This window comes from Bacteroides ihuae (assembly GCF_900104585.1).
Classification (GTDB): Bacteria; Bacteroidota; Bacteroidia; order Bacteroidales; family Bacteroidaceae; genus Bacteroides; species Bacteroides ihuae.
In genome coordinates, this window is record NZ_FNVX01000006.1 from 1036561 (window position 1) to 1056849 (window position 20289).

Sequence of the window (20289 nt, forward strand, 5' to 3'; positions counted from 1 at the left end):
TCACGCACTTCCTTTTGATACTCTTTATAGAGGTCGCTAAAGGAGTGCGTGACTGTGTTTTGAATTATTTCTTTGCGTGCGGATAATCGATAGTATAATGTAATCCGCGGCTTTCTTTGCGTTCTATGGCTTGCCGCATGATGAGATAACCAACGTTGATTACGTTGCGCAACTCGCAGATTTCTTTTGAGGCAAAACTCCGCTTGAAGAGACTTTCTGTTTCTTCATAAATAATATCCAACCGGTCCCAAGCACGTTTTAGGCGGAGATCGGAGCGAACGATACCTACGTATGCGCTCATAAGTAGATTCACTTCCTTCATGCTTTGCGTGATGAGTACCATCTCTTCGGGCGAACTTGTGCCTTCATCGTTCCATTCGGGAATCTGTTCATTGTACGAATACTTTTCTATGCTTTCCAAACTGTGTTGGGCTGCTGCATCGGCGTAAACTACAGCTTCTATCAAAGAGTTTGATGCTAATCGGTTACCTCCATGCAGACCGGTACATGAACATTCGCCTACAGCATACAATCGTTCAATGGATGATTGCCCGTTCAAATCTACCTTGATGCCACCACACAGGTAATGAGCCGCAGGGGCTACAGGAATGTATTCTTTGGTAATATCAATGCCTAAGCTGAGACATTTTTCGTATATATTAGGAAAATGTTTTTTGGTTTCTTCGGCATCTTTATGAGTTACGTCAAGATAGACGTGATCGTCTCCTCTGTTTTTCATTTCATTGTCGATGGCGCGAGCTACGATGTCGCGTGGGGCTAGAGATAGGCGTGCGTCATATTTTTGCATGAATTCTTTTCCGTCCATGGTGCGAAGTACGCCTCCATATCCTCGCATGGCTTCGGTAATGAGGTATGATGGGCGATCTCCCGGATGATAGAGGGCTGTGGGGTGGAACTGGATAAATTCCATGTCTTTTACTGTTCCTTTGGCACGGTAAACCATTGCGATGCCATCTCCCGTAGCTACGAGCGGATTGGTTGTTGTTTGATATACAGATCCTACTCCTCCGGTAGCCATCAATGTTGTTTTAGCTAAATAGGTATCTACTTTTCCTGTGGTTGGATCGAGGATATAAGCTCCGTAGCATTGAATATCCGGCGTTTGTCTGGTTACTTCTACGCCTAAATGGTGCTGGGTAAGTATCTCAATGGCAAAATGATTCTCGAAGACACTGATATTGGGATGCTGCTTAACGGCGGCGATAAGACTATCCTGGATTTCGGCGCCGGTGTTGTCTTTGTGGTGCAAGATGCGAAACTCTGAGTGTCCACCTTCGCGATGAAGATCAAACTCTCCCTTATCATTTTTGTCGAAATTTACGCCCCAACTTATGAGTTCTTTTATTTGTTTGGGCGCTTCACGGATCACCTTTTCTACGGCCGAGCGGTCGCTGATCCAGTCACCGGCAATCATGGTGTCTTCAATATGTTTTTCGAAGTTATCTACCAGGGTGTTGGTTACTGAAGCTACACCTCCTTGGGCGTAATAGGTGTTTGCTTCTTCTAATTCTGTTTTACATACGAGGGCTACTTTGCCTTTGTGTGCCACTTTGAGGGCAAAACTCATGCCGGCTATGCCGGAACCGATTACCAGAAAATCGAATTTCTTAATCATGGTGTTGTAGTTTGCTAGTTGAGGTTTTTTGTATCAAAAGCGGACAGATTAATGTGCTGTCTTTGCTTTAGCACTAGCCATCAACATTATTTTTGTTTTGCAAAACTACGAAATAACTTTATTCATTGTACTTTTCGTTGGCATTAATTCATAAAATTGCTAACTTGCCGACAAAATTAGGCATTATGAATCGTATCTTTCATGCTCGTATTATTTGGTACCAACAAATTTATTTACTTCTATTGGCTCTCATTACGATCTTCTTGATCTGGGAGAAGAACGCTCTGTTTGCTTTATTGTTTGCACTTTTGATGGTGGTGCTTATTGAGAGGATTATTCATACTACTTATACAGTTACCTCGGATGGGGAACTTATCCTTTATTTTGGTCGCTTTTCAAAGAAACGCAAAATAGCTATTGCAGAGATTCTTTCGATTGAAAAAGCCAACTCGATGCAGCTTGGAGGTTTTTCAATTACTAAATATGTTTTAATTCGTTATGGATATAAAAAATATGTGGCTGTGCTGCCTGTTCATGAGCAAGAGTTTATTGAACTTTTAGAGAAACGTTTATCTGACATTGTATAATATTAAAGGATGAGAAAGAGTTGTTTGTTGACATGTTTGGTCTTGTTTGTTTGTCTTCCTGCACTATGGGGACAAACTACAGTTACAGCTAAGATTGATCAGCTATTGGGTGATGATCTGTTGGTGACTTCGGATGTGGGCATCTCTATCTATGACCTTACGGATAGTATTCCTATCTATACTTATCGAGATAAGAAAATGGCTCGTCCGGCTTCTACTGAAAAACTGATCACCTCCATTACTCATCTGGCTAGGTTAGGCATGGACTGTCGCTTCACTACTACTGTGAAATACACTGGCCGTTTGGATGATGACGGTGTTCTTCACGGTGATCTTTATGTTCGTGGGGGCTTTGATTCTGAGTTTATGGATAGTAATATGGATGAGTTAGTTACTGATATTAAACGGGTAGGACTTACTAGAGTTAAAGGGAAGGTATATGGCGATGTTTCGTTTATGGACTCTCTTTATTATGGTGCGGGATGGTGTTGGGACGATGCTCCTTATGATTTTCAGCCAATGCTTTCTCCGTTGATGTTTCATAAAGGATATGTTGAGTTAACAGCTACTCCTGATGGAATAGGCAAGCCTGCAAAAATAGCCTTAACTCCGCTGTCATCTTATTATTCGGTTGATAATCGTACGGTTTCTTCGCAATTAGAGGGTGCCAAGTTTAATGTAGATCGCGATTGGATGCACAATGATAACAAACTATTACTTACAGGTTATGTATCTGCTAAAAGCAATCGTATTATAACTGTCTACGGATCTGAGAATTTTTTTATGCATGCGTTTATGGAACGTGCCCGTGGACAAGAAATAACAATGAAACGATTTGGAGGGTTTGCAACTACGCCACTTGATGCCCAGTTGCTCATAGAGAAGAGTCATTCAACGGCTGATGTGCTTCATCGTGCATTGAAGGTAAGTGATAACTTATCAGCAGAAGCTTTGTTCTATCATCTAGGTGCGTGGCAAAAAGGAAAGGATACTTGTTCTGTTTCTGCCAAAGATGGTGTGGCGGCTATCAAACAATTTATTAAGGAGTTTGGGCTGGAACCTGATAGCTACGAAATACACGATGGGTGTGGAGTTTCTTTATACGACTATGTGACTCCGGAATTGATGCTTGCTTACTTAAAATATGCATACCAACGGCCGGAAATTTATAAAGAGATATTTGATGCACTTCCGGTTGCCGGCATAGATGGTACATTGAAAAACAGAATGAAAAAAGGGAAGGCTTTTGGTAATGTACGAGCAAAAACAGGATCTGTATCGGGGATCAGCACGTTGGCTGGTTATCTCCGGGCTGATAATGGACACGAGTTAGCTTTTGTTATTATGAACCAAGATGTTATGGATACTAAAAAAGCCCGCACATTCCAAGATAGGCTGTGCGAGCTTCTTTGTACAATGAAATGAGATTCGCTTTATTACTTAATAAGAGAATGAGAGCTAGGTCTTCAGCTTTTTAGAGCTTATAATCAGCCCAGTTTACATTCTTCATGTCACCCGTCCGATTAAGAGCAGCGTGCATACCTAGTGCAGCTTGTATGCAATGAGGTGTTTGTCCTTTGCCTGAAATCTTCACGTAATCCCACAAAATCTGTTTGTAGTCGGGATGCACACAGTTTTCAATAATTGTTTGAGCTCTTTCACTTGGGCTCTTTCTGCGTAAGTCTGCAACACCTTGTTCGGTGATGAGTACGTTGACTGAATGCTCGCTGTGATCTTGGTGAGATACCATCGGAACGATGGAGCTTATTTTACCCTCTTTGGCCACTGAAGGGCAAGTAAAGATAGACACGTATGCATTACGAGTGAAATCACCCGAACCACCGATACCGTTCATCATCTTTGTTCCGCCAATGTGAGTGGAGTTGATGTTTCCGTAGATATCTGCTTCAATAGCTGTATTGATAGAGATAATACCTAGACGGCGTACTACTTCAGGATTGTTTGATATTTCGGATGGGCGAAGAATCAATTTATCACGGAAGAAGTCGATGTTATCATAAATGTCCGTAAGACAGTTGTTCGTAACGGTAAGCGAACATGTGCTACCAAATTTGATACGTCCTTCTTTCATCAGTGCAATAACCGAATCTTGAATAACTTCTGTGTACATTTCGAAAGCAGGGATTGTTTTGTCGCGTCCTAAAGCGCCTAATACAGCGTTGGCTATGTTGCCTACACCTGATTGCAATGGGAGGAATGTTGATGGAATGATTCCGCGTTTCATGTCTGCAGCAAGGAAATCGGCAACGTTTTGTCCGATCTGGTCAGTTAATGGATCGGCTGCTGCAAATGAACGAGCTTCGTCCGGCTTGTTCACTTCAACGACACCAACGATTTTCCTAGGATCTACCTGAATGTATGGCAAGCCTATTCTATCACTTGCTTTATAGATTGGAATTTCGCGGCGGTAAGGAGGATCGAGTGGTTCGTACACATCGTGCATTCCCATCATGTTTTTGCTGTGGGCACTATTCAATTCTACGATAATTTGATCTGCCAAGCGGCAAACAGTTGGAGCAATTCCACCGGCAGCAGTCAGATAAATTTTTCCATCGGCAGTAACTTCGCATGCTTCGATGATAGCTATATTGACTTTACCCATAAAACCGTATCGCACCTCTTGTGCCATTTGTGAGAGATGGATGTCGTTGTAGGCTATTTCACCATTGTTTACTGCTGCCCGGAAGTCTTTGTTTGTCGTGTAAGGGGCGCGGTAGCGGATTGCTTTCGCACGAGATAGTATCCCGTCACACGAATCTCCGGTGGAGGCACCAGTGAAGATTCCGATTTGAAAAGGGTTACCTTTGGCGTGTTCTGTTTCTGCGATTTTAGCTATTTCTGCCGTAACAGCTTTGGCCGTTCCTGCGGGAGTAAATCCGCTAAGGCCGATGTTGTAGCCATGTTTTACAAGGCTTGCAGCTTCTGCTGCACTAATAAAATTGAATGACATAAATAATAGTATATTTTCTTAAGTTTTAATGATTCCTAATACTTTCGTTCAAGTATTTCCGACCAGATGATGGCTCGGCGTGCATCTTCTGCAGAGTGAATGCCAAAATCTTGTTTGTCAGCTTCGGGTGGAGACGAGTTCGGTGTTGGGTTGTTTTTTCTGTCGAGAGGAGAATAGGCTGATTCTTTTAACTTTTTTTCTTTCTTTTGAGGAAGGTCAGTCTTTGCCTTAATGATAACTGCTTTCGCATGGGGTTGTTCATTTTTCATCTCAGTAGGGAACCACTGCTCCCAATTTCCAGGAAGGGTTGTTTCTGTACTCTCTTGTTCTTGTCCTTCTGGAAAGGGCGTACGGGAAGTTGTATCAGTCTTTTCAACTTTGTTTTTGCTGACTTGTCTGATTATTGCGATGCCAATAACACCCGCTATCAATAGAAATTGCAGGAGATCTCCCATACTCTATATTTGAATTATTGTCCAAAGGTAGACATTTAATCTGATAGTAGCCAACATTTTAGCATGAAAAAAGGGCAACTTCACAGCTCCCCTTAGTTTTTTTAACCTAAACCTTAACTATGAAAAAATCTAATGTTTCTTTCATTTCACAAATATGTGAATTTGAATTAAATATTGCAAGTAAATCTTCAAAAAGAGATACTTTGCTTAACATTAATTATAATCTGTAATATTGAATGCTGCTAATAATCTTTTTTATCTCTTGATAGAACGGAGGAATAGGGTGAAATGAACTTGTCTCTGATGCTTCTTTGCTTAGATGCTTGTATGTTGGAAGAATGTAACCGTGACTGGGCTGAAATGCAACCGTCATTAAGTGAAAGTGCAACTGTCATTTGTGTGATGGATGAATGGTGGAAAGCTTGCGAAACAAATAGTTGCGCAACGGCTCAATCTGCCGATGAAAAAAGTTGTAGATGCTTTATTCCTCTAGCGAATGAAATGAACTGTCGAAATGATTATTGAGAATAAGATTGTTGTCGGCAGTAATTTAATACGGCACTATCCATAATTCTGTGTAAACTATGTTCGGGTTCGAGCTTTAGTCGAGTGCTAAAGTTCGATTCTGTTTTCAAAGATAACTAAAAATTGATTCATAACCACACCCCAATTTCTTATAGGCATCGTCCATTTCTTTTCAATCTCACTAATAGCCAACCAAACGGACTTTCTGAGGGCATCGTCAGTAGGAAATGATAATTTTGTTTTGGTATATTTCCGTATCTTGCCATTCAGATTTTCGATTAAATTGGTTGTATAAATGATAGTACGTATCTCTATGGGAAAATCAAAGAAAGCAGTCAGATCGTTCCAGTTGCGATGCCAACTTTGTACGGCATGACGATATTTAGCACCCCATTTTCGCTCAAATTCTTCCAATGCGATGGCTGCTTGGTCTCGATTGACGGAGGTATAAATCTCTTTCATATCAGCCGTAAACTCTTTTAAATCCTTCCATACAACATATCTACATGAATTACGTATTTGATGTACCACACATATTTGAGTTGTGGATTGGGGAAATACAGCACGTATGGTTTCGGTAAAGCCATTTAGGTTGTCAGTTACCGTTATAAGTATATCCTCCACACCACGTGCTTTGAGATCCGTTAGAACAGACATCCAAAAAGAAGAACTTTCAGTCTTCCCGATCCACATACCAAGAACTTCTTTGTAGCCACGGTTATTAAGCCCCACACATAGATAAACAGTCTTGTTTATCACTTTCCCAGATTCTCTAACCTTGAATACGATGCCATCCATCCAAACAACCATATATAATCGTTCTAGCGGGCGATTCTGCCATTCAATTGCAGTCTGAGTGACTTTATTGGTAATGATTGATATTGCACTGGTAGAGAGGTTTATTTGATAAATGTCTCGTAACTCATCCTCAATATCAGATACGCTCATTCCCTTTGCATAAAGAGAGATAACCAGGCGTTCTATAGATAAACCACGACTTTGATGTTTGGGAACTACAATAGGTTCAAACTCTCCTTTGCGATCACGAGGAACTTCGATTAGATGCTCACCATGCTCGCTCTGAATCTTCTTGCTAAAGCTTCCATTGCGAGAGTTACCACTGTTATAACCATCAGTACTATGCTTGTCATAACCTAAATGGGCATCCATCTCACCCTGAAGCATTTGTTCCAATACTTGAGAATGAAGATCTTTGAGAAACTGACTAACATCTTCCTCTGTCTTGAATTGACTCAAGAACTCTTTACTGAGCATCTCGGCAGGAACTGCCTGGCGCTTTTCTCGTTTTGACATAACACTATCCATATTTTTATTTTTAAAGATAAAAAAAATAACTCGAATCTAAAGACCCGAGCTAGAGTTTACATAATATATTGGATAGTGCCTTTAATACTCTCTTTTTCTTCTTCTTTTTCTATCGACGTAGCCGATATTCTCTGCTCTTCTATACTTTTCTCTTCTCTACTGGTTATGTCTAGGTTTTTAGCTAGGTTTCTGTTTTTACCTTTTAGTGTCTATTATTCGTCGATATCTATTTTGTTCTATATATACTTTTATTAGGCATTATTTCGTACTTATTATGCTTATATTTGTGTAAATATACGTACTCTAATATCCCTCTTTCATATTTAGTCTCCAACGGAATTCAATTTCCTTTCCACAGGAAAGCTTTCTTTTTGGCGTTGTTATCCGATATTATTTGATCATGAAGCAGTATCTTTGCAGTCTCTAATTTAATTAAAACAATAGAAATTATGAATGAATTGACGGGAGCAGACTTTAAATCTGCAACTGCTGATGACAACAAGAAGTTGTTTATTGAGACCTATGGCTGTCAAATGAATGTAGCCGATAGTGAAGTGGTTGCCTCTGTAATGCAGATGGCGGGTTATTCCGTGGCTGAAACGCTTGATGAAGCTGATGCCGTGTTTATGAATACCTGTTCTATCCGCGACAATGCGGAACAAAAGATTCTGAATCGCTTGGAGCATTTTTATTCTTTAAAAAAGAAGAAGAAAAACTTTATTGTGGGTGTGCTGGGATGTATGGCGGAGCGTGTGAAAGATAAGTTAATCGAAGAGCACCATGTCGATTTGGTGGTTGGACCAGATGCTTATCTGACTTTGCCTGATTTGGTGGCAGCTGTAGAAGTTGGTGAAAAAGCGATTAACGTAGAGTTATCTACCACGGAGACTTATGAAGACGTAATGCCTTCTCGTATCTGTAGTAATCATGTCTCTGCATTTGTTTCCATTATGCGTGGTTGTAACAACTTTTGCACGTATTGTATTGTGCCTTATACCCGCGGGCGGGAGCGCAGTCGTGATGTAGCTAGCATTCTTAATGAAGTGAATGATCTTGTTGGTAAAGGCTATAAGGAGTTGACCCTACTTGGTCAGAATGTTGACTCTTATCATTTTGAGAGGGAGGATGGTATTATTACATTCCCTAAATTGCTTCGTATTGTAGCCGAAGCCGCACCCGGAATGCGTATTCGTTTTAGTACTTCGCATCCAAAGGATATGTGCGACGAAACGTTACAAGTCATAGCGGATGTGCCTAATGTTTGTAAGCATGTGCACTTGCCTGTGCAGAGCGGAAGTTCACGTATACTAAAATTGATGAATAGAAAATATACGCGTGAATGGTATTTGGACCGTGTAGCTGCTATTAAGCGAATTATACCTAATTGCGGGTTGAGTACCGATCTCTTTTGTGGTTTTCATTCCGAAACGGACGAAGATCATCAACTTTCACTTTCATTAATGGAAGAGTGTGGTTACGACGCTGCGTTTATGTTTAAATATTCGGAACGTCCCGGAACGTATGCCTCAAAGCATTTGTCCGATGATATTCCTGAAGAAGTGAAAGTGGCTCGCTTAAATGAGATTATAGCATTACAGAGTCGTTTGTCTGCTCAGTCGAATAACCGTTGTATCGGCCAAACGTACACAGTGCTTGTTGAGGGAGTATCTAAGCGATCGCGCGAGCAACTGTTTGGCAAAACCGAGCAAAATAAAGTAGTGGTATTCAATAAAGGAAACCACAAAATAGGTGATTTTGTAAACGTGAAAATATATGAATCCAGCTCTGCCACACTTAAGGGAGAGGTTATTGATTAAGAATTAGTTAATAGCAAAACTACTTCAGAGACAGAATCTACAGATTGGCAGGATGGTACAGGTTTTTTTTTAGTGAATTACTGATTATCAGAATGATCTTTACTAAGGCAATCCGTATGGCCTGTTAGTCTGTGGATACTTATGGCACTTTTCACGTTCTCTCTTTGTTATTTACGTTCAGCTTCAGGCATTGCAATCCACAAGACGATGTAGATTATTACGCCTGCAAATGCAGTGAAGAAGGTTAGTAGGGTATAAACTAATCGGGTTATGGTATAATCGAATCCGAAATACTCGGCTAATCCACCGCATACACCAGCAATCTGTTTGTTGTTGGATTTTGTTAATGCTTTGTTCATTATTTTAATATGTATAAGTTTGGTACTCTGACAAATATATAGATATTTTCCTATCTCTCGCTTTATTATAATATTAAAAGACCTTAACAAAGACCCTTTACGTCACTTTTTATTTGTTTATTTGCACCAAATTCGGGCGTATTGCAGCTTGTTGGTATGAGTTGCGATCTAATTTGTAATAAAACCAATGAATAGACTCACTATAGATACTTGTCCGCTTTGTGATGGTTCACATATAAAGCACTTTATCACTTGTACGGATTTTTATGCTTCCGGAGAACAATTTGAATTATTCAGATGCGATGATTGTAGCTTTACTTTTACGCAAGGATGTCCCTTGGAAAGTGAGATTGGAAAGTATTATGAAACGCCTGATTATATTTCTCATTCTGACACGAAGAAGGGAGCTATGAACTTTATTTATCATTATGTGCGGAGACACATGTTGAACAAAAAAGCTCAATTGGTGCTAAAAGAGACTCGTTTACGATCAGGAAAGATTCTTGATATTGGTACGGGGACCGGCTATTTTGCCAATGCGATGCAATTGAGAGGCTGGGAAGTGGAAGCGATTGAAAAGAATGCTTCTGCTCGTACTTTTGCAAAAGAGCATTTTTTGTTGGATGTAAAAGATGAAAGAGCATTGAATAATTTCCCATCAGGAAGCTTTGACGTGATAACTCTTTGGCATGTGATGGAGCACCTAGAGCATTTGGGAGAAACTTGGCAACGCATTTTTGAACTTCTGACTGATAGGGGGGTACTTGTTGTTGCCGTGCCGAACTGCGCGTCTTATGATGCCGATAAATATGCCGAACATTGGGCTGCTTATGATGTTCCTCGACATTTATGGCATTTCACTCCAGCTACTATGCAACAATGGGGTGCAAAACACGGGTTTATACTTGCTGCCAGACATCCAATGCCTTTTGATGCTTTTTATGTGTCAATGCTAAGTGAAAAATATCGTGGTAATTCCTCTTCTTTTTTTAAAGGGGTGGCGGTTGGTTCATTAGCTTGGCTTAGTGCACAGGCAAAAAAGGAGAGAAGTAGTTCAATGATTTATGTATTCAGGAAGAAGCGATAATGAAGAGTAAAGTTAGAAATAATTCAGTTTCCTATTTCGATATGCAGTTTATTACTTCAAGTATCAGCACTATGCTTGTGTTGTTGTTACTTGGATTGGTCGTCTTTTTTGTGTTGGCGGCTAATAATCTGTCCGTCTATGTGCGCGAAAACATTAATTTCTCTATCCTTATCAATGATGAAATGAAGGAGTCTGATATAATCAAATTGCAAAAAAATCTCAATGAAGAGCCTTTTGTGAAAGAATCTGTTTATATCTCAAAAAGTCAGGCACTAAAGGAGCAATCGGAAGCAATGGGCACTAATCCTGAAGAGTTTTTAGGATATAATCCTTTTACTGCATCCATAGAGGTCAAGTTGCATTCTGGATATGCTAATTCGGATAGCATTGCTAAGATAGAGAAGATCATAAAAAGAAATACGAATATACAAGATGTACTTTATCAGAGAGATCTGATAGACGCAGTGAATGAAAATATACGCAATATTAGTTTAGTTTTGCTGGTATTGGCAGTGGTACTTACATTTATCTCTTTTGCTTTGATAAACAATACTATTCGTTTAGCCATCTACTCTAAGCGTTTTCTTATTCATACCATGAAGTTGGTTGGAGCAAGCTGGGGATTCATCCGTAAACCTTTTCTGACTCGAAATATTTGGAGTGGTGTGTTGGCTGCTGTTGTTGCCGACGCTATTTTGATGGGTACGGCCTATTCTCTAGTCTCTTATGAACCGGAATTGATTCGTGTGATTACGCCCGATGTGATGTTATTGGTCTCTCTTTCGGTTTTAGCTTTTGGAGTGATTATCACATTCTTATGCGCTTATCTCTCTATTAATAAATACTTGCGCATGAAGGCTAGCTCTCTATATTATATTTAAGATAGGAAACTTAAAAAATAAATAAAATGGTGGATAAACAAAAGTTCGCTTTCGATAAGACAAACTTTATTTTGTTGGCTATCGGTATGGTGATTGTTATTTTGGGTTTTGTATTGATGGCAGGTCCATCTTCAACAGAGTCTGTCTTTCAACCGGATATCTTCAGTGTTCGTCGAATAAAAGTAGCGCCGGTGGTCTGCTTGTTTGGTTTTGTGTTTATGATCTATGCCGTGTTGCGCAAACCTAAAACGAAAGAGTAAGATATGGGAGACTTAACTACGCTGCAGACTATCATTATAGCAATAGTCGAAGGATTGACAGAATTCCTTCCGGTTTCTTCTACCGGGCACATGATTATTGTGCAAGCCATGCTTGGTGTTCAGAGCACCGAATTTGTGAAGGCATTTACAGTTATCATTCAGTTTGGTGCCATTCTCTCTGTGGTTTGTTTATATTGGAAACGGTTCTTCAAATTGAGAAAATGTCGTATTTTTGATCCTGAAGCAGTAGTTGGCAAAGCATTTGAAACTCGCTGTGCTATATATACGAAACGTTTCTTATACAAATTTGATTTTTATTGGAAGCTCATTGTTGCTTTTATACCGGCGGCTTTCTTTGGTTTGTTGTTTAGCGATAAAATTGATGATATGCTCGAGAGTGTAGCAGTGGTCGCTGTGATGCTTGTACTTGGTGGTATCTTCATGCTGTTTTGTGATAAAATATTCTCGAGAGGAGATGAAAATATAGAGTTAACGGAGAAAAAAGCATTTAGTATCGGTCTGTTTCAATGCATTGCCATGATACCGGGCGTTTCACGCTCAATGGCTACTATTGTGGGTGGTATGGCACAAAAGATGACTCGTAAAGATGCTGCTGAATTTTCTTTTTTCTTAGCTGTACCAACAATGTTTGCCGCTACTGGCTATAAGGTACTCAAGTTATTTATGAATGGTGGTAGTCAAGTGTTAATGGATAATTTGTCTGCACTGATTATCGGGAATGTTGTGGCTTTTATAGTTGCTTTATTGGCCATAAAGTTTTTTATCACTTTTGTAACGAAATACGGATTTAAGGCTTTTGGCTATTACCGTATTATTGTTGGAGGGTTGATTCTTGTGATGTTGTTGTTGGGTCATAACTTAGAAATTGTTTGATGAATTTTAAAGAAGGAGAAGTTCTTTATTTTAATAAACCGTTGCAGTGGACGTCTTTTACTCTCGTAGCGCGAGTACGTTTTCACTTGAGTCGTAAATTGAAAATGAAGAAATTGAAAGTTGGTCATGCCGGGACGTTAGATCCTTTGGCTACAGGGGTAATGATTATTTGTACAGGTAAGGCCACTAAGAGAATCGAAGAGTTTCAGTATCAGACCAAAGAATATATTGCTACCATTCAGTTAGGGGCTACGACTGCTTCGTTCGACCTTGAAAAAGAGATAGACGCGACTTATCCTACGGAGCATATCACTAAAGAAATGGTGAAAGAGGTGTTAGATCGGTTTATTGGAGAGATTCAACAGGTACCGCCTGCCTTTTCAGCTTGTAAGGTTGATGGTACTCGCGCATATGATCTTGCAAGAAAAGGCAAAGAAGTAGAACTGAAACCGAAGACACTTGTTATAGATGAGATAGAGTTGCTCGAATGTAACTTGCCCGAGATAAAGATTCGTGTTGTTTGTAGCAAAGGTACCTATATTCGTGCCTTGGCACGAGATATAGGCGAAGCCTTAAAAAGTGGAGCTCATTTGATCGGGTTGATACGTACTAGAGTGGGGGATGTGACATTAGCTCACTGCCTCAGTCCTGATAATTTTCCTGAGTGGCTTGATCACCAGAGTATTGAAGAAGAGAATTAAATGAATAAACAGCCTATAATATGAAACTGTCGCAATTTAGATTTAAGCTACCCGAAGAGAAGATTGCTTTGCATCCGGCAAAGTACAGAGATGAGTCGCGCCTAATGGTGCTACATAAAAACACAGGAGAGATAGAACATAAAACGTTCAAGGACATCCTGGGTTACTTTGATGATAAGGATGTCTTTATCTTCAATGATACGAAGGTGTTTCCTGCTCGCTTGTATGGAAATAAGGAAAAAACCGGTGCGAAGATTGAGGTCTTTTTGCTGCGTGAATTGAATTCTGAGCTTCGATTGTGGGATGTGTTGGTTGATCCGGCTCGTAAGATACGTATTGGAAATAAGCTTTATTTCGGAGATGATGATTCGATGGTTGCTGAGGTAATTGACAACACTACTTCACGTGGTCGGACGCTTCGTTTTCTCTATGACGGTCCTCATGATGAGTTTAAGAAATCGTTATATGCCTTGGGCGAAACTCCCCTGCCTCATAGTATCATTAAACGTCCTGTTGAAGAAGAAGATGCTGAGCGCTTTCAGTCTATTTTTGCTAAAAACGAAGGCGCTGTTACGGCACCTACTGCCAATTTGCATTTTAGCCGTGAACTGATGAAGCGTTTGGAAATTAAAGGCATCGATTTTGCTTTTGTCACCATGCACGCAGGATTAGGAAACTTTCGCGATATTGACGTGGAGGATTTAACCAAGCATAAAATGGATTCAGAGCAGATGTTTGTTACGGAAGAAGCGCTTAATATCGTTAACAATGCGAAAGATGACGGACATAATGTCTGTGCAGTAGGAACGACAGTGATGCGTGCTATTGAAAGCGCGGTAAGTACAGATGGTCATTTAAAACTATTTGAAGGATGGACGAATAAATTCATTTTCCCTCCTTATGACTTTACTGTGGCCAATAGCATGATATCCAATTTCCACATGCCACTCTCTACTTTGTTGATGATTACAGCAGCATTTGGTGGCTATGATCAGGTGATGGATGCATACCAGGTGGCTTTGAAGGAGGACTATCGTTTCGGTACATATGGCGATGCCATGCTGATTCTGGATAAATAAATAGAAAGAATGGCGAAAGTATATTTGGGTCTAGGCACTAATTTAGGTGATAAGGAACAAAATCTTCGCAATGCAATTGAAGAGATAGAAGAGCGGATAGGGAAAATAATCTCCTTGTCCGCTTTTTATGTGACTACTCCCTGGGGATTCGATTCTGAAAACTCTTTTCTTAATGCGGCTATCTGTGTGGAAACATCCTTCTCTCCCATCTCTGTTTTGCTTGAAACAAAGAAGATTGAACTACAGATGGGGCGTACCCATAAGTCGGTTGGCGGTATCTATTCTGACCGTCTAATTGATATTGATTTGTTACTTTATGATGATTTGCTATTAAACACTGATGAGCTTGTTCTTCCTCATCCTTTGATGACTCAGCGGCTTTTTGTGATGGAGCCATTGGCTGAAATTGCCCCAAATCTGCTGCATCCGTTCTTACATAAAACGATGAAAACCTTGCTTCAGCTTCTTTCTTTTCCTAAAAAATAAAATATTTATATTGCAAGAATACTGTTTCTTTTCTCAAGAATCCTTATCTTTGTCCTCAGAAATGAAATGTGGAAAGATTTGAGTAGCTTGCAACCACAGAAAAAAATGCTAAAACAAACATTCTCGTCTGTCTCGCATCACTACTCTTCTTGTCTCACATTCTAAGTTTATAAATCACTATTCATAATTTGATTATGGGATATTTATTCACATCCGAATCGGTGTCTGAAGGACACCCCGACAAAGTGGCCGATCAAATATCGGACGCTGTACTTGACGAGTTGTTGGCTTACGACCCCAGCTCTAAAGTAGCTTGCGAAACCTTAGTTACTACCGGACAGGTGGTACTAGCGGGAGAGGTGAAATCCGAAGCATATGTAGACCTGCAGGAGGTAGCCAGAAATGTGATCAAACGCATTGGCTATACTAAAGGTGAATATATGTTTGAGGGAAATTCATGTGGTGTATTTTCTGCTATTCATGAGCAGAGTGCTGATATTAATCGTGGCGTTGAGCGCGAAGATCCCATGAATCAGGGAGCTGGCGATCAAGGAATGATGTTTGGTTATGCTACCAATGAAACGGAGAACTATATGCCATTATCACTTGATCTGGCTCATAGAATACTTTTGGCTTTGGCCGAAATCCGTCGAGAAGAAAAAGAAATGACCTATCTTCGTCCTGATGCTAAGAGTCAAGTGACTATCGAATATAATGATAATGGTGAACCTGTTCGTATTGATACTATCGTAGTTTCTACTCAGCACGATGACTTTGTAAAGCCTGCCGATGATTCGGTTGCGGCTCAGTTGAAAGCAGACGAAGAGATGTTAGCGATCATACGGAAAGACGTGATAGGTATATTGATGCCTCGTGTGATAGCTTCTATAGGCCATTCCGATATTCTGGCATTGTTTGATGGTGACATCACTTATCACGTTAACCCTACAGGGAAATTTGTAATTGGTGGACCACACGGAGATACCGGGCTAACTGGTCGTAAAATCATTGTTGATACGTATGGTGGTAAAGGTGCTCATGGTGGTGGTGCTTTCTCGGGTAAAGATCCGAGCAAGGTAGATCGTAGTGCGGCTTATGCTGCCCGTCATATTGCCAAGAATTTGGTGGCTGCCGGTGTGGCTGATGAGATGCTGGTACAGGTATCGTATGCTATCGGTGTTGCCAAACCGATTAATATTTATGTCAATACTTATGGCCGTAGTCGTGTGAGTTTGACTGATGGAGAAATAGCGAAGAAGATAGATCAGCTGTTTGATCTTCGTCCTAAAGCTATTGAAGACAGATTGAAACTCCGTTATCCTATTTATAGTGAGACGGCTGCTTATGGACATATGGGGCGTGAGCCTCAGGTGGTCACTAAGCATTTCCATTCTCGTTATCTTTCAGATAAGGTGCTGGAAGTAGAGTTGTTTACGTGGGAGAAATTAGACTATGTAGACAAGGTGAAAGCCGCATTTGGATTGTAATCAGCGTAGCTTTACAGCTATTTATTTATAGGAAGGTTGTTCTGCCTGTTGTTTTATGCAACAGCATGGGCGACCTTCCGTCGTTTTGTTTGTGGAAATACATAAAGTTTCAGTACTTTTGCATGCAGAATACGTAAATGTGCATGATGATGAATGAAATAACCTCTGTATGTGTCTATAGCGCTTCGAGTACTAAGATAGATTCTGTCTATTTTCAGGTGGCTGAACAATTGGGATGCTTGTTAGCCGAAAAACAAATTCGCTTAATTAATGGTGCGGGAAATCTCGGTTTGATGCGTTCGGTGGCCGATGCCACTTTGTTGGCTGGAGGTAGGGTGACAGGTGTTATTCCTGAATTTATGGTTGAGCAAGGTTGGCATCATACTGGTTTAACGGAACTTATTACAGTGGAGAGCATGCACGAACGTAAACAGTTGATGGCCGATCTTAGCGATGCTGTCATAGCTTTGCCGGGCGGCTGTGGAACGCTTGAAGAATTGCTTGAAATCATCACCTGGAAGCAATTAGGGTTATATCTTAACCCTATTGTGATCTTGAATATAAACGGATTCTATGATCCCCTTCTTGCTATGCTCGATAAAGCTATCGAAGAGAACTTTATGCGTTCTCAGCACGGTGCTATCTGGAGTGTGGCAACTACCCCCGAAAAGGCTTTAAATTTGATTTTTGATATGCCAATATGGGATGCTTCTATTCGAAAATTAGCTTCAATATGAATCAAGCAGATTCTTTACAGGTGGACACGGTGCAAATCGTTACTGGCATGGCGATTGATACGTTGCAAGTTGATACCGCCAGAGTTGATACGATAGGGCTCTTTTATAAAGAACCATTTGTTTCGGCTGATTCCATAGAGCTTACCCCTTATCATTCAATGCGTGAATTTGCATCCGGATTTGAAGGTGTGTCTATTCCGTATACTCCTAAGAGAGATGATGCAATAGCAGCAATCCTTCTCCTTTGTTTTTTCGTCTCAGCTTATGTGCTGGCGCGCAGTAAGAAATTTCTTGCTCAGCAGATCAAAGACTTTATTCTTCATCGTGGCAGGACTAGTATCTTTGCAACTTCTACTGCGGCAGATGTACGGCATTTGCTTTCGCTCGCTCTGCAAACAGGTGTTCTCTCTGGCCTTTGCCTTTTTGACTATTTTATCACTGTACGTCCATCGTTAACCGAGCATCTTTCGCCCTATATATTACTGTCTGTTTATATTGGAGCTTGCTTGTTATATTTGTTGATAAAATGGTTTTTTTATTCATTTTTGGGTTGGGTGTTTTTTGATAAATATCGAACAGGTTTATGGATGTCTTCTTATTCTACAATCATTTATTATACGGGATTTGTCCTGTTCTTTTTCGCCTTATTCCTAATTTATTTTGATTTGGATCTGGCTTTTTTTGTCTCAATAAGTTTAGGTTTGATAATTTCCACTAAAATATTGATATTCTATAAGTGGATAAAGCTTTTTTTTAATAATGTTTATGGCCTTCTCCTTTTAATTTTGTACTTTTGTGCGCTTGAAATTCTGCCCTGTCTTATAGCTTATCAGGGATTAGTTCAAATTAATAACTTATTGTTAATAAAATTTTAGGACGTTGAAAATTAAGAAAGTACTTGTGTCGCAGCCGAAGCCTGCTTCAGAGAAATCTCCTTATTACGATATTGCAGAGAAGTATGGGATAAAGATAGACTTCCGCCCATTTATTAAGGTAGAGAGCCTTTCTGCTAAAGAATTTAGGCAGCAGAAAGTGACTATCCTAGATCATACTGCCGTAATCTTTACGTCTCGTCACGCGATAGATCATTTCTTCCTTTTGTGTACAGAGATGCGTGTTGCTATTCCCGAAGCCATGAAATATTTCTGTATGACGGAATCGGTAGCTCTCTATATCCAGAAATATATACAATATCGTAAGAGAAAGATTTTCTTTGGAAATACTGGGAGAATAGAAGATTTGATGCCTTCTATTATGAAGCATAATTCAGAGAAATATTTTGTTCCGATGTCTGATGTGCATTCCGATGAAATAAAAAACTTGCTGGATAAGAATAAAATTAACCATACTGAGGCAGTAATGTATCGTACGGTGAGCAATGATTTTGTGAATGGAGAAGAGTTTGATTATGATATGTTGTTGTTCTTTAGCCCTTCTGGTGTTTCCTCATTAAAAAAGAACTTTCCCGATTTTGATCAAAAAGAAATAAGAATAGGGACCTTTGGATCTACTACTGCTCAGGCTGTGCGTGATGCTGGTTTTCGTTTGGACTTGGAGGCTCCAAGTGTACAAGCGCCTTCTATGACTGCTGCTCTTGAGATGTTTATTAAAGAAACCAACAAGGGAGCTAAGTAAAAAAACGGCCACCGATAAATCATCAGGAGGATAGTCTAAAGTATTTCTACACTGGCTCCTGAAATTTATCGGTGGCCGTTAATCATTATTTATGGGTGTAAACACATTATCTAAGTCGGAACGGTTAAATAGTAAAATAGCAATTGAAAAGTTGTTTTCAGGGAGTGCTAAGTCTTTTTCTCTCTTTCCGTTGCGTGTGGTGTTTATGCAAACAGCGAAAAAAGAGGGAGCTGCTGGTGCTTCTCTTTTGATAAGTGTCCCCAAGAAGCGTTTCAAGCGGGCCGTGAAACGTAACCGCATTAAACGGCAGATACGTGAAGCATACCGGAAGAATAAGCATCCTTTGCTAAATTTGCTCGAAGAAAAGGAACAAAACCTGATGATTGCTGTTATCTATTTGTCGAATGAATTGATTTCATCCGCCGAAGTTGAAGAGAAATTAAACTCGTTACTTGTTCGTATAGCCGAAAAAATAGCATGAAACGCTTACTTTCTTATTTATTACTTCTTCCTATTTACTTCTATCGTTTGTGTATCTCTCCTATGAAGCCTCCTTCATGTCGATTTACGCCTACTTGTTCTCAATATGCAATTGAGGCGATCAAAAAGCACGGCCCATTCTATGGTCTCTACCTAACGATTAGAAGGGTTCTTCGCTGTCATCCTTGGGGTGGCTCCGGTTATGATCCGGTTCCCTAATCATTATGCAATTACTGGATATACATACTCATCACTTGCCGCTTCATCCTGAACAGGCTATTTTCAATTATTCCCCTGAGATGCTTGTGGTAGAACTCCCGACATATTGTTCGGTAGGGATACATCCATGGCATCTTACTGCTGATAATATTCAACAAAAATGGGATTGGCTTATGCTTGCTGCTCATCATCCGAATGTGCTTGCTATAGGAGAAGCGGGTTTGGATAAAGCTGTTGATGTGCCTTTTGACTTGCAAATGGATGTTTTTAAGCGACAAATAGAACTGTCGGAAGTAATGGAATTGCCCTTAATCATTCACTGTGTCCGTGCTGCTAACGAAATTATTGAGTTGAAAAAGAAAATTCAACCTCATATGCCTTGGATTATTCATGGTTTTCGTGGGAAGAAAGAGCAAGCTTTGCAATACATTCGCCATGACATCTTCCTCTCTTTTGGTGAAAGATATCAGGATGATGTGCTCCGTATCGTTCCCATTGACCGATTGCTTTTGGAAACAGACGAAAGCGCTATCGAGATAAGTTTGCTTTATGAACAAGCTGCACTTATCCACTCTCTTCCTGTAGAGAACTTCAGTATACAGATTCAGCAAAATATCAATGCGATCTTCTGGGGTCGTTGAATCGCTTCTTTTGCTTCTCAAATGGT

The 20289-nt window shown here is 40.1% G+C and carries 23 protein-coding genes; 18 read left to right on the plus strand and 5 right to left on the minus strand.

Annotation, left to right across the window (positions count from 1 at the left end):
- Positions 1–64 precede the first annotated feature (64 nt).
- Positions 65–1636, minus strand: coding sequence for an L-aspartate oxidase (nadB, locus tag BQ5338_RS14885; RefSeq protein WP_071147570.1), 1572 nt, complete (start codon positions 1634–1636; stop codon positions 65–67).
- A gap of 185 nt (positions 1637–1821) precedes the next feature.
- On the opposite strand from nadB, the gene BQ5338_RS14890 reads away from it, so the two are divergent.
- Positions 1822–2223, plus strand: coding sequence for a PH domain-containing protein (locus BQ5338_RS14890; RefSeq protein WP_071147923.1), 402 nt, complete (start codon positions 1822–1824; stop codon positions 2221–2223).
- A 9-nt stretch (positions 2224–2232) separates the two neighbouring features.
- Positions 2233–3648 carry a D-alanyl-D-alanine carboxypeptidase/D-alanyl-D-alanine endopeptidase gene (dacB, locus tag BQ5338_RS14895; RefSeq protein ID WP_071147571.1) on the plus strand — a complete coding sequence of 472 codons (1416 nt, stop codon included), beginning with the start codon at positions 2233–2235 and terminating at the stop codon, positions 3646–3648.
- Between the two features lie 49 nt (positions 3649–3697).
- Here the strand turns inward: dacB and BQ5338_RS14900 are convergent, their stop codons facing one another.
- Positions 3698–5194, minus strand: coding sequence for a butyryl-CoA:acetate CoA transferase (locus BQ5338_RS14900; RefSeq protein WP_071147572.1), 1497 nt, complete (start codon positions 5192–5194; stop codon positions 3698–3700).
- Positions 5195–5229: 35 nt separating this feature from the next.
- Positions 5230–5649 (minus strand): hypothetical protein, encoded by a 420-nt coding sequence (locus BQ5338_RS14905; RefSeq protein WP_071147573.1) that lies wholly within the window; start codon positions 5647–5649, stop codon positions 5230–5232.
- Between the two features lie 288 nt (positions 5650–5937).
- Between BQ5338_RS14905 and BQ5338_RS14910 the strand changes: the two genes are divergently transcribed.
- Positions 5938–6174, plus strand: coding sequence for a hypothetical protein (locus tag BQ5338_RS14910; RefSeq protein WP_139265269.1), 237 nt, complete (start codon positions 5938–5940; stop codon positions 6172–6174).
- Positions 6175–6261: 87 nt separating this feature from the next.
- On the opposite strand, the gene BQ5338_RS14915 is transcribed toward BQ5338_RS14910, so the two are convergent.
- On the minus strand, positions 6262–7449 hold the full coding sequence (locus tag BQ5338_RS14915) for an IS256 family transposase (protein ID WP_205409935.1): 1188 nt from the start codon (positions 7447–7449) through the stop codon (positions 6262–6264).
- Positions 7450–7949: 500 nt separating this feature from the next.
- Between BQ5338_RS14915 and miaB the strand changes: the two genes are divergently transcribed.
- Positions 7950–9317: a tRNA (N6-isopentenyl adenosine(37)-C2)-methylthiotransferase MiaB gene (miaB, locus tag BQ5338_RS14920; RefSeq protein ID WP_071147575.1), complete on the plus strand. Its 1368-nt coding sequence runs from the start codon at positions 7950–7952 to the stop codon at positions 9315–9317.
- A 167-nt stretch (positions 9318–9484) separates the two neighbouring features.
- On the opposite strand, the gene BQ5338_RS14925 is transcribed toward miaB, so the two are convergent.
- Positions 9485–9676: a PspC domain-containing protein gene (locus tag BQ5338_RS14925; RefSeq protein WP_071147576.1), complete on the minus strand. Its 192-nt coding sequence runs from the start codon at positions 9674–9676 to the stop codon at positions 9485–9487.
- 187 nt (positions 9677–9863) lie between these two features.
- Between BQ5338_RS14925 and BQ5338_RS14930 the strand changes: the two genes are divergently transcribed.
- The 14 genes from BQ5338_RS14930 to BQ5338_RS14990 all read left to right on the plus strand — a co-directional run bounded on the left by BQ5338_RS14930 (position 9864) and on the right by BQ5338_RS14990 (position 20263).
- Positions 9864–10763, plus strand: a complete 900-nt coding sequence (locus BQ5338_RS14930; RefSeq protein WP_071147577.1) for a class I SAM-dependent methyltransferase — start codon at positions 9864–9866, stop codon at positions 10761–10763.
- Positions 10763–11644: a cell division protein FtsX gene (locus tag BQ5338_RS14935; RefSeq protein WP_071147578.1), complete on the plus strand. Its 882-nt coding sequence runs from the start codon at positions 10763–10765 to the stop codon at positions 11642–11644. The genes BQ5338_RS14930 and BQ5338_RS14935 overlap by 1 nt, the downstream gene beginning before the upstream one ends.
- 26 nt (positions 11645–11670) lie before the next feature.
- Entirely contained in the window at positions 11671–11904 is a 234-nt protein-coding gene (locus BQ5338_RS14940; protein WP_071147579.1) for a DUF3098 domain-containing protein, read from the plus strand.
- 3 nt (positions 11905–11907) lie between these two features.
- Complete coding sequence (locus BQ5338_RS14945; protein ID WP_071147580.1) at positions 11908–12798, plus strand: undecaprenyl-diphosphate phosphatase; 891 nt, start codon at positions 11908–11910, stop codon at positions 12796–12798.
- The gene (truB, locus tag BQ5338_RS14950) at positions 12798–13499 is read left to right on the plus strand and encodes a tRNA pseudouridine(55) synthase TruB (RefSeq protein ID WP_071147581.1); all 702 of its coding nucleotides are present in this window, start codon (positions 12798–12800) and stop codon (positions 13497–13499) included. The genes BQ5338_RS14945 and truB overlap by 1 nt, the downstream gene beginning before the upstream one ends.
- 20 nt (positions 13500–13519) lie before the next feature.
- On the plus strand, positions 13520–14578 hold the full coding sequence (queA, locus tag BQ5338_RS14955; protein WP_071147582.1) for a tRNA preQ1(34) S-adenosylmethionine ribosyltransferase-isomerase QueA: 1059 nt from the start codon (positions 13520–13522) through the stop codon (positions 14576–14578).
- A 9-nt stretch (positions 14579–14587) separates the two neighbouring features.
- Positions 14588–15064, plus strand: a complete 477-nt coding sequence (gene folK / locus BQ5338_RS14960; protein WP_071147583.1) for a 2-amino-4-hydroxy-6-hydroxymethyldihydropteridine diphosphokinase — start codon at positions 14588–14590, stop codon at positions 15062–15064.
- Positions 15065–15258: 194 nt separating this feature from the next.
- Entirely contained in the window at positions 15259–16551 is a 1293-nt protein-coding gene (metK, locus tag BQ5338_RS14965) for a methionine adenosyltransferase (RefSeq protein ID WP_071147584.1), read from the plus strand.
- Positions 16552–16700: 149 nt separating this feature from the next.
- On the plus strand, positions 16701–17288 hold the full coding sequence (locus BQ5338_RS14970) for an LOG family protein (protein WP_071147924.1): 588 nt from the start codon (positions 16701–16703) through the stop codon (positions 17286–17288).
- Between the two features lie 47 nt (positions 17289–17335).
- The gene (locus tag BQ5338_RS14975; RefSeq protein ID WP_078063533.1) at positions 17336–18163 is read left to right on the plus strand and encodes a DUF4271 domain-containing protein; all 828 of its coding nucleotides are present in this window, start codon (positions 17336–17338) and stop codon (positions 18161–18163) included.
- A gap of 4 nt (positions 18164–18167) precedes the next feature.
- On the plus strand, positions 18168–18923 hold the full coding sequence (locus BQ5338_RS14980) for a uroporphyrinogen-III synthase (RefSeq protein WP_071147585.1): 756 nt from the start codon (positions 18168–18170) through the stop codon (positions 18921–18923).
- 91 nt (positions 18924–19014) lie between these two features.
- The gene (rnpA, locus tag BQ5338_RS14985; protein WP_071147586.1) at positions 19015–19404 is read left to right on the plus strand and encodes a ribonuclease P protein component; all 390 of its coding nucleotides are present in this window, start codon (positions 19015–19017) and stop codon (positions 19402–19404) included.
- Positions 19401–19622: a membrane protein insertion efficiency factor YidD gene (gene yidD, locus BQ5338_RS16575; protein WP_078063510.1), complete on the plus strand. Its 222-nt coding sequence runs from the start codon at positions 19401–19403 to the stop codon at positions 19620–19622. The genes rnpA and yidD overlap by 4 nt, the downstream gene beginning before the upstream one ends.
- A gap of 5 nt (positions 19623–19627) precedes the next feature.
- Positions 19628–20263 carry a TatD family hydrolase gene (locus tag BQ5338_RS14990; RefSeq protein ID WP_071147587.1) on the plus strand — a complete coding sequence of 212 codons (636 nt, stop codon included), beginning with the start codon at positions 19628–19630 and terminating at the stop codon, positions 20261–20263.
- Positions 20264–20289: the final 26 nt, after the last annotated feature.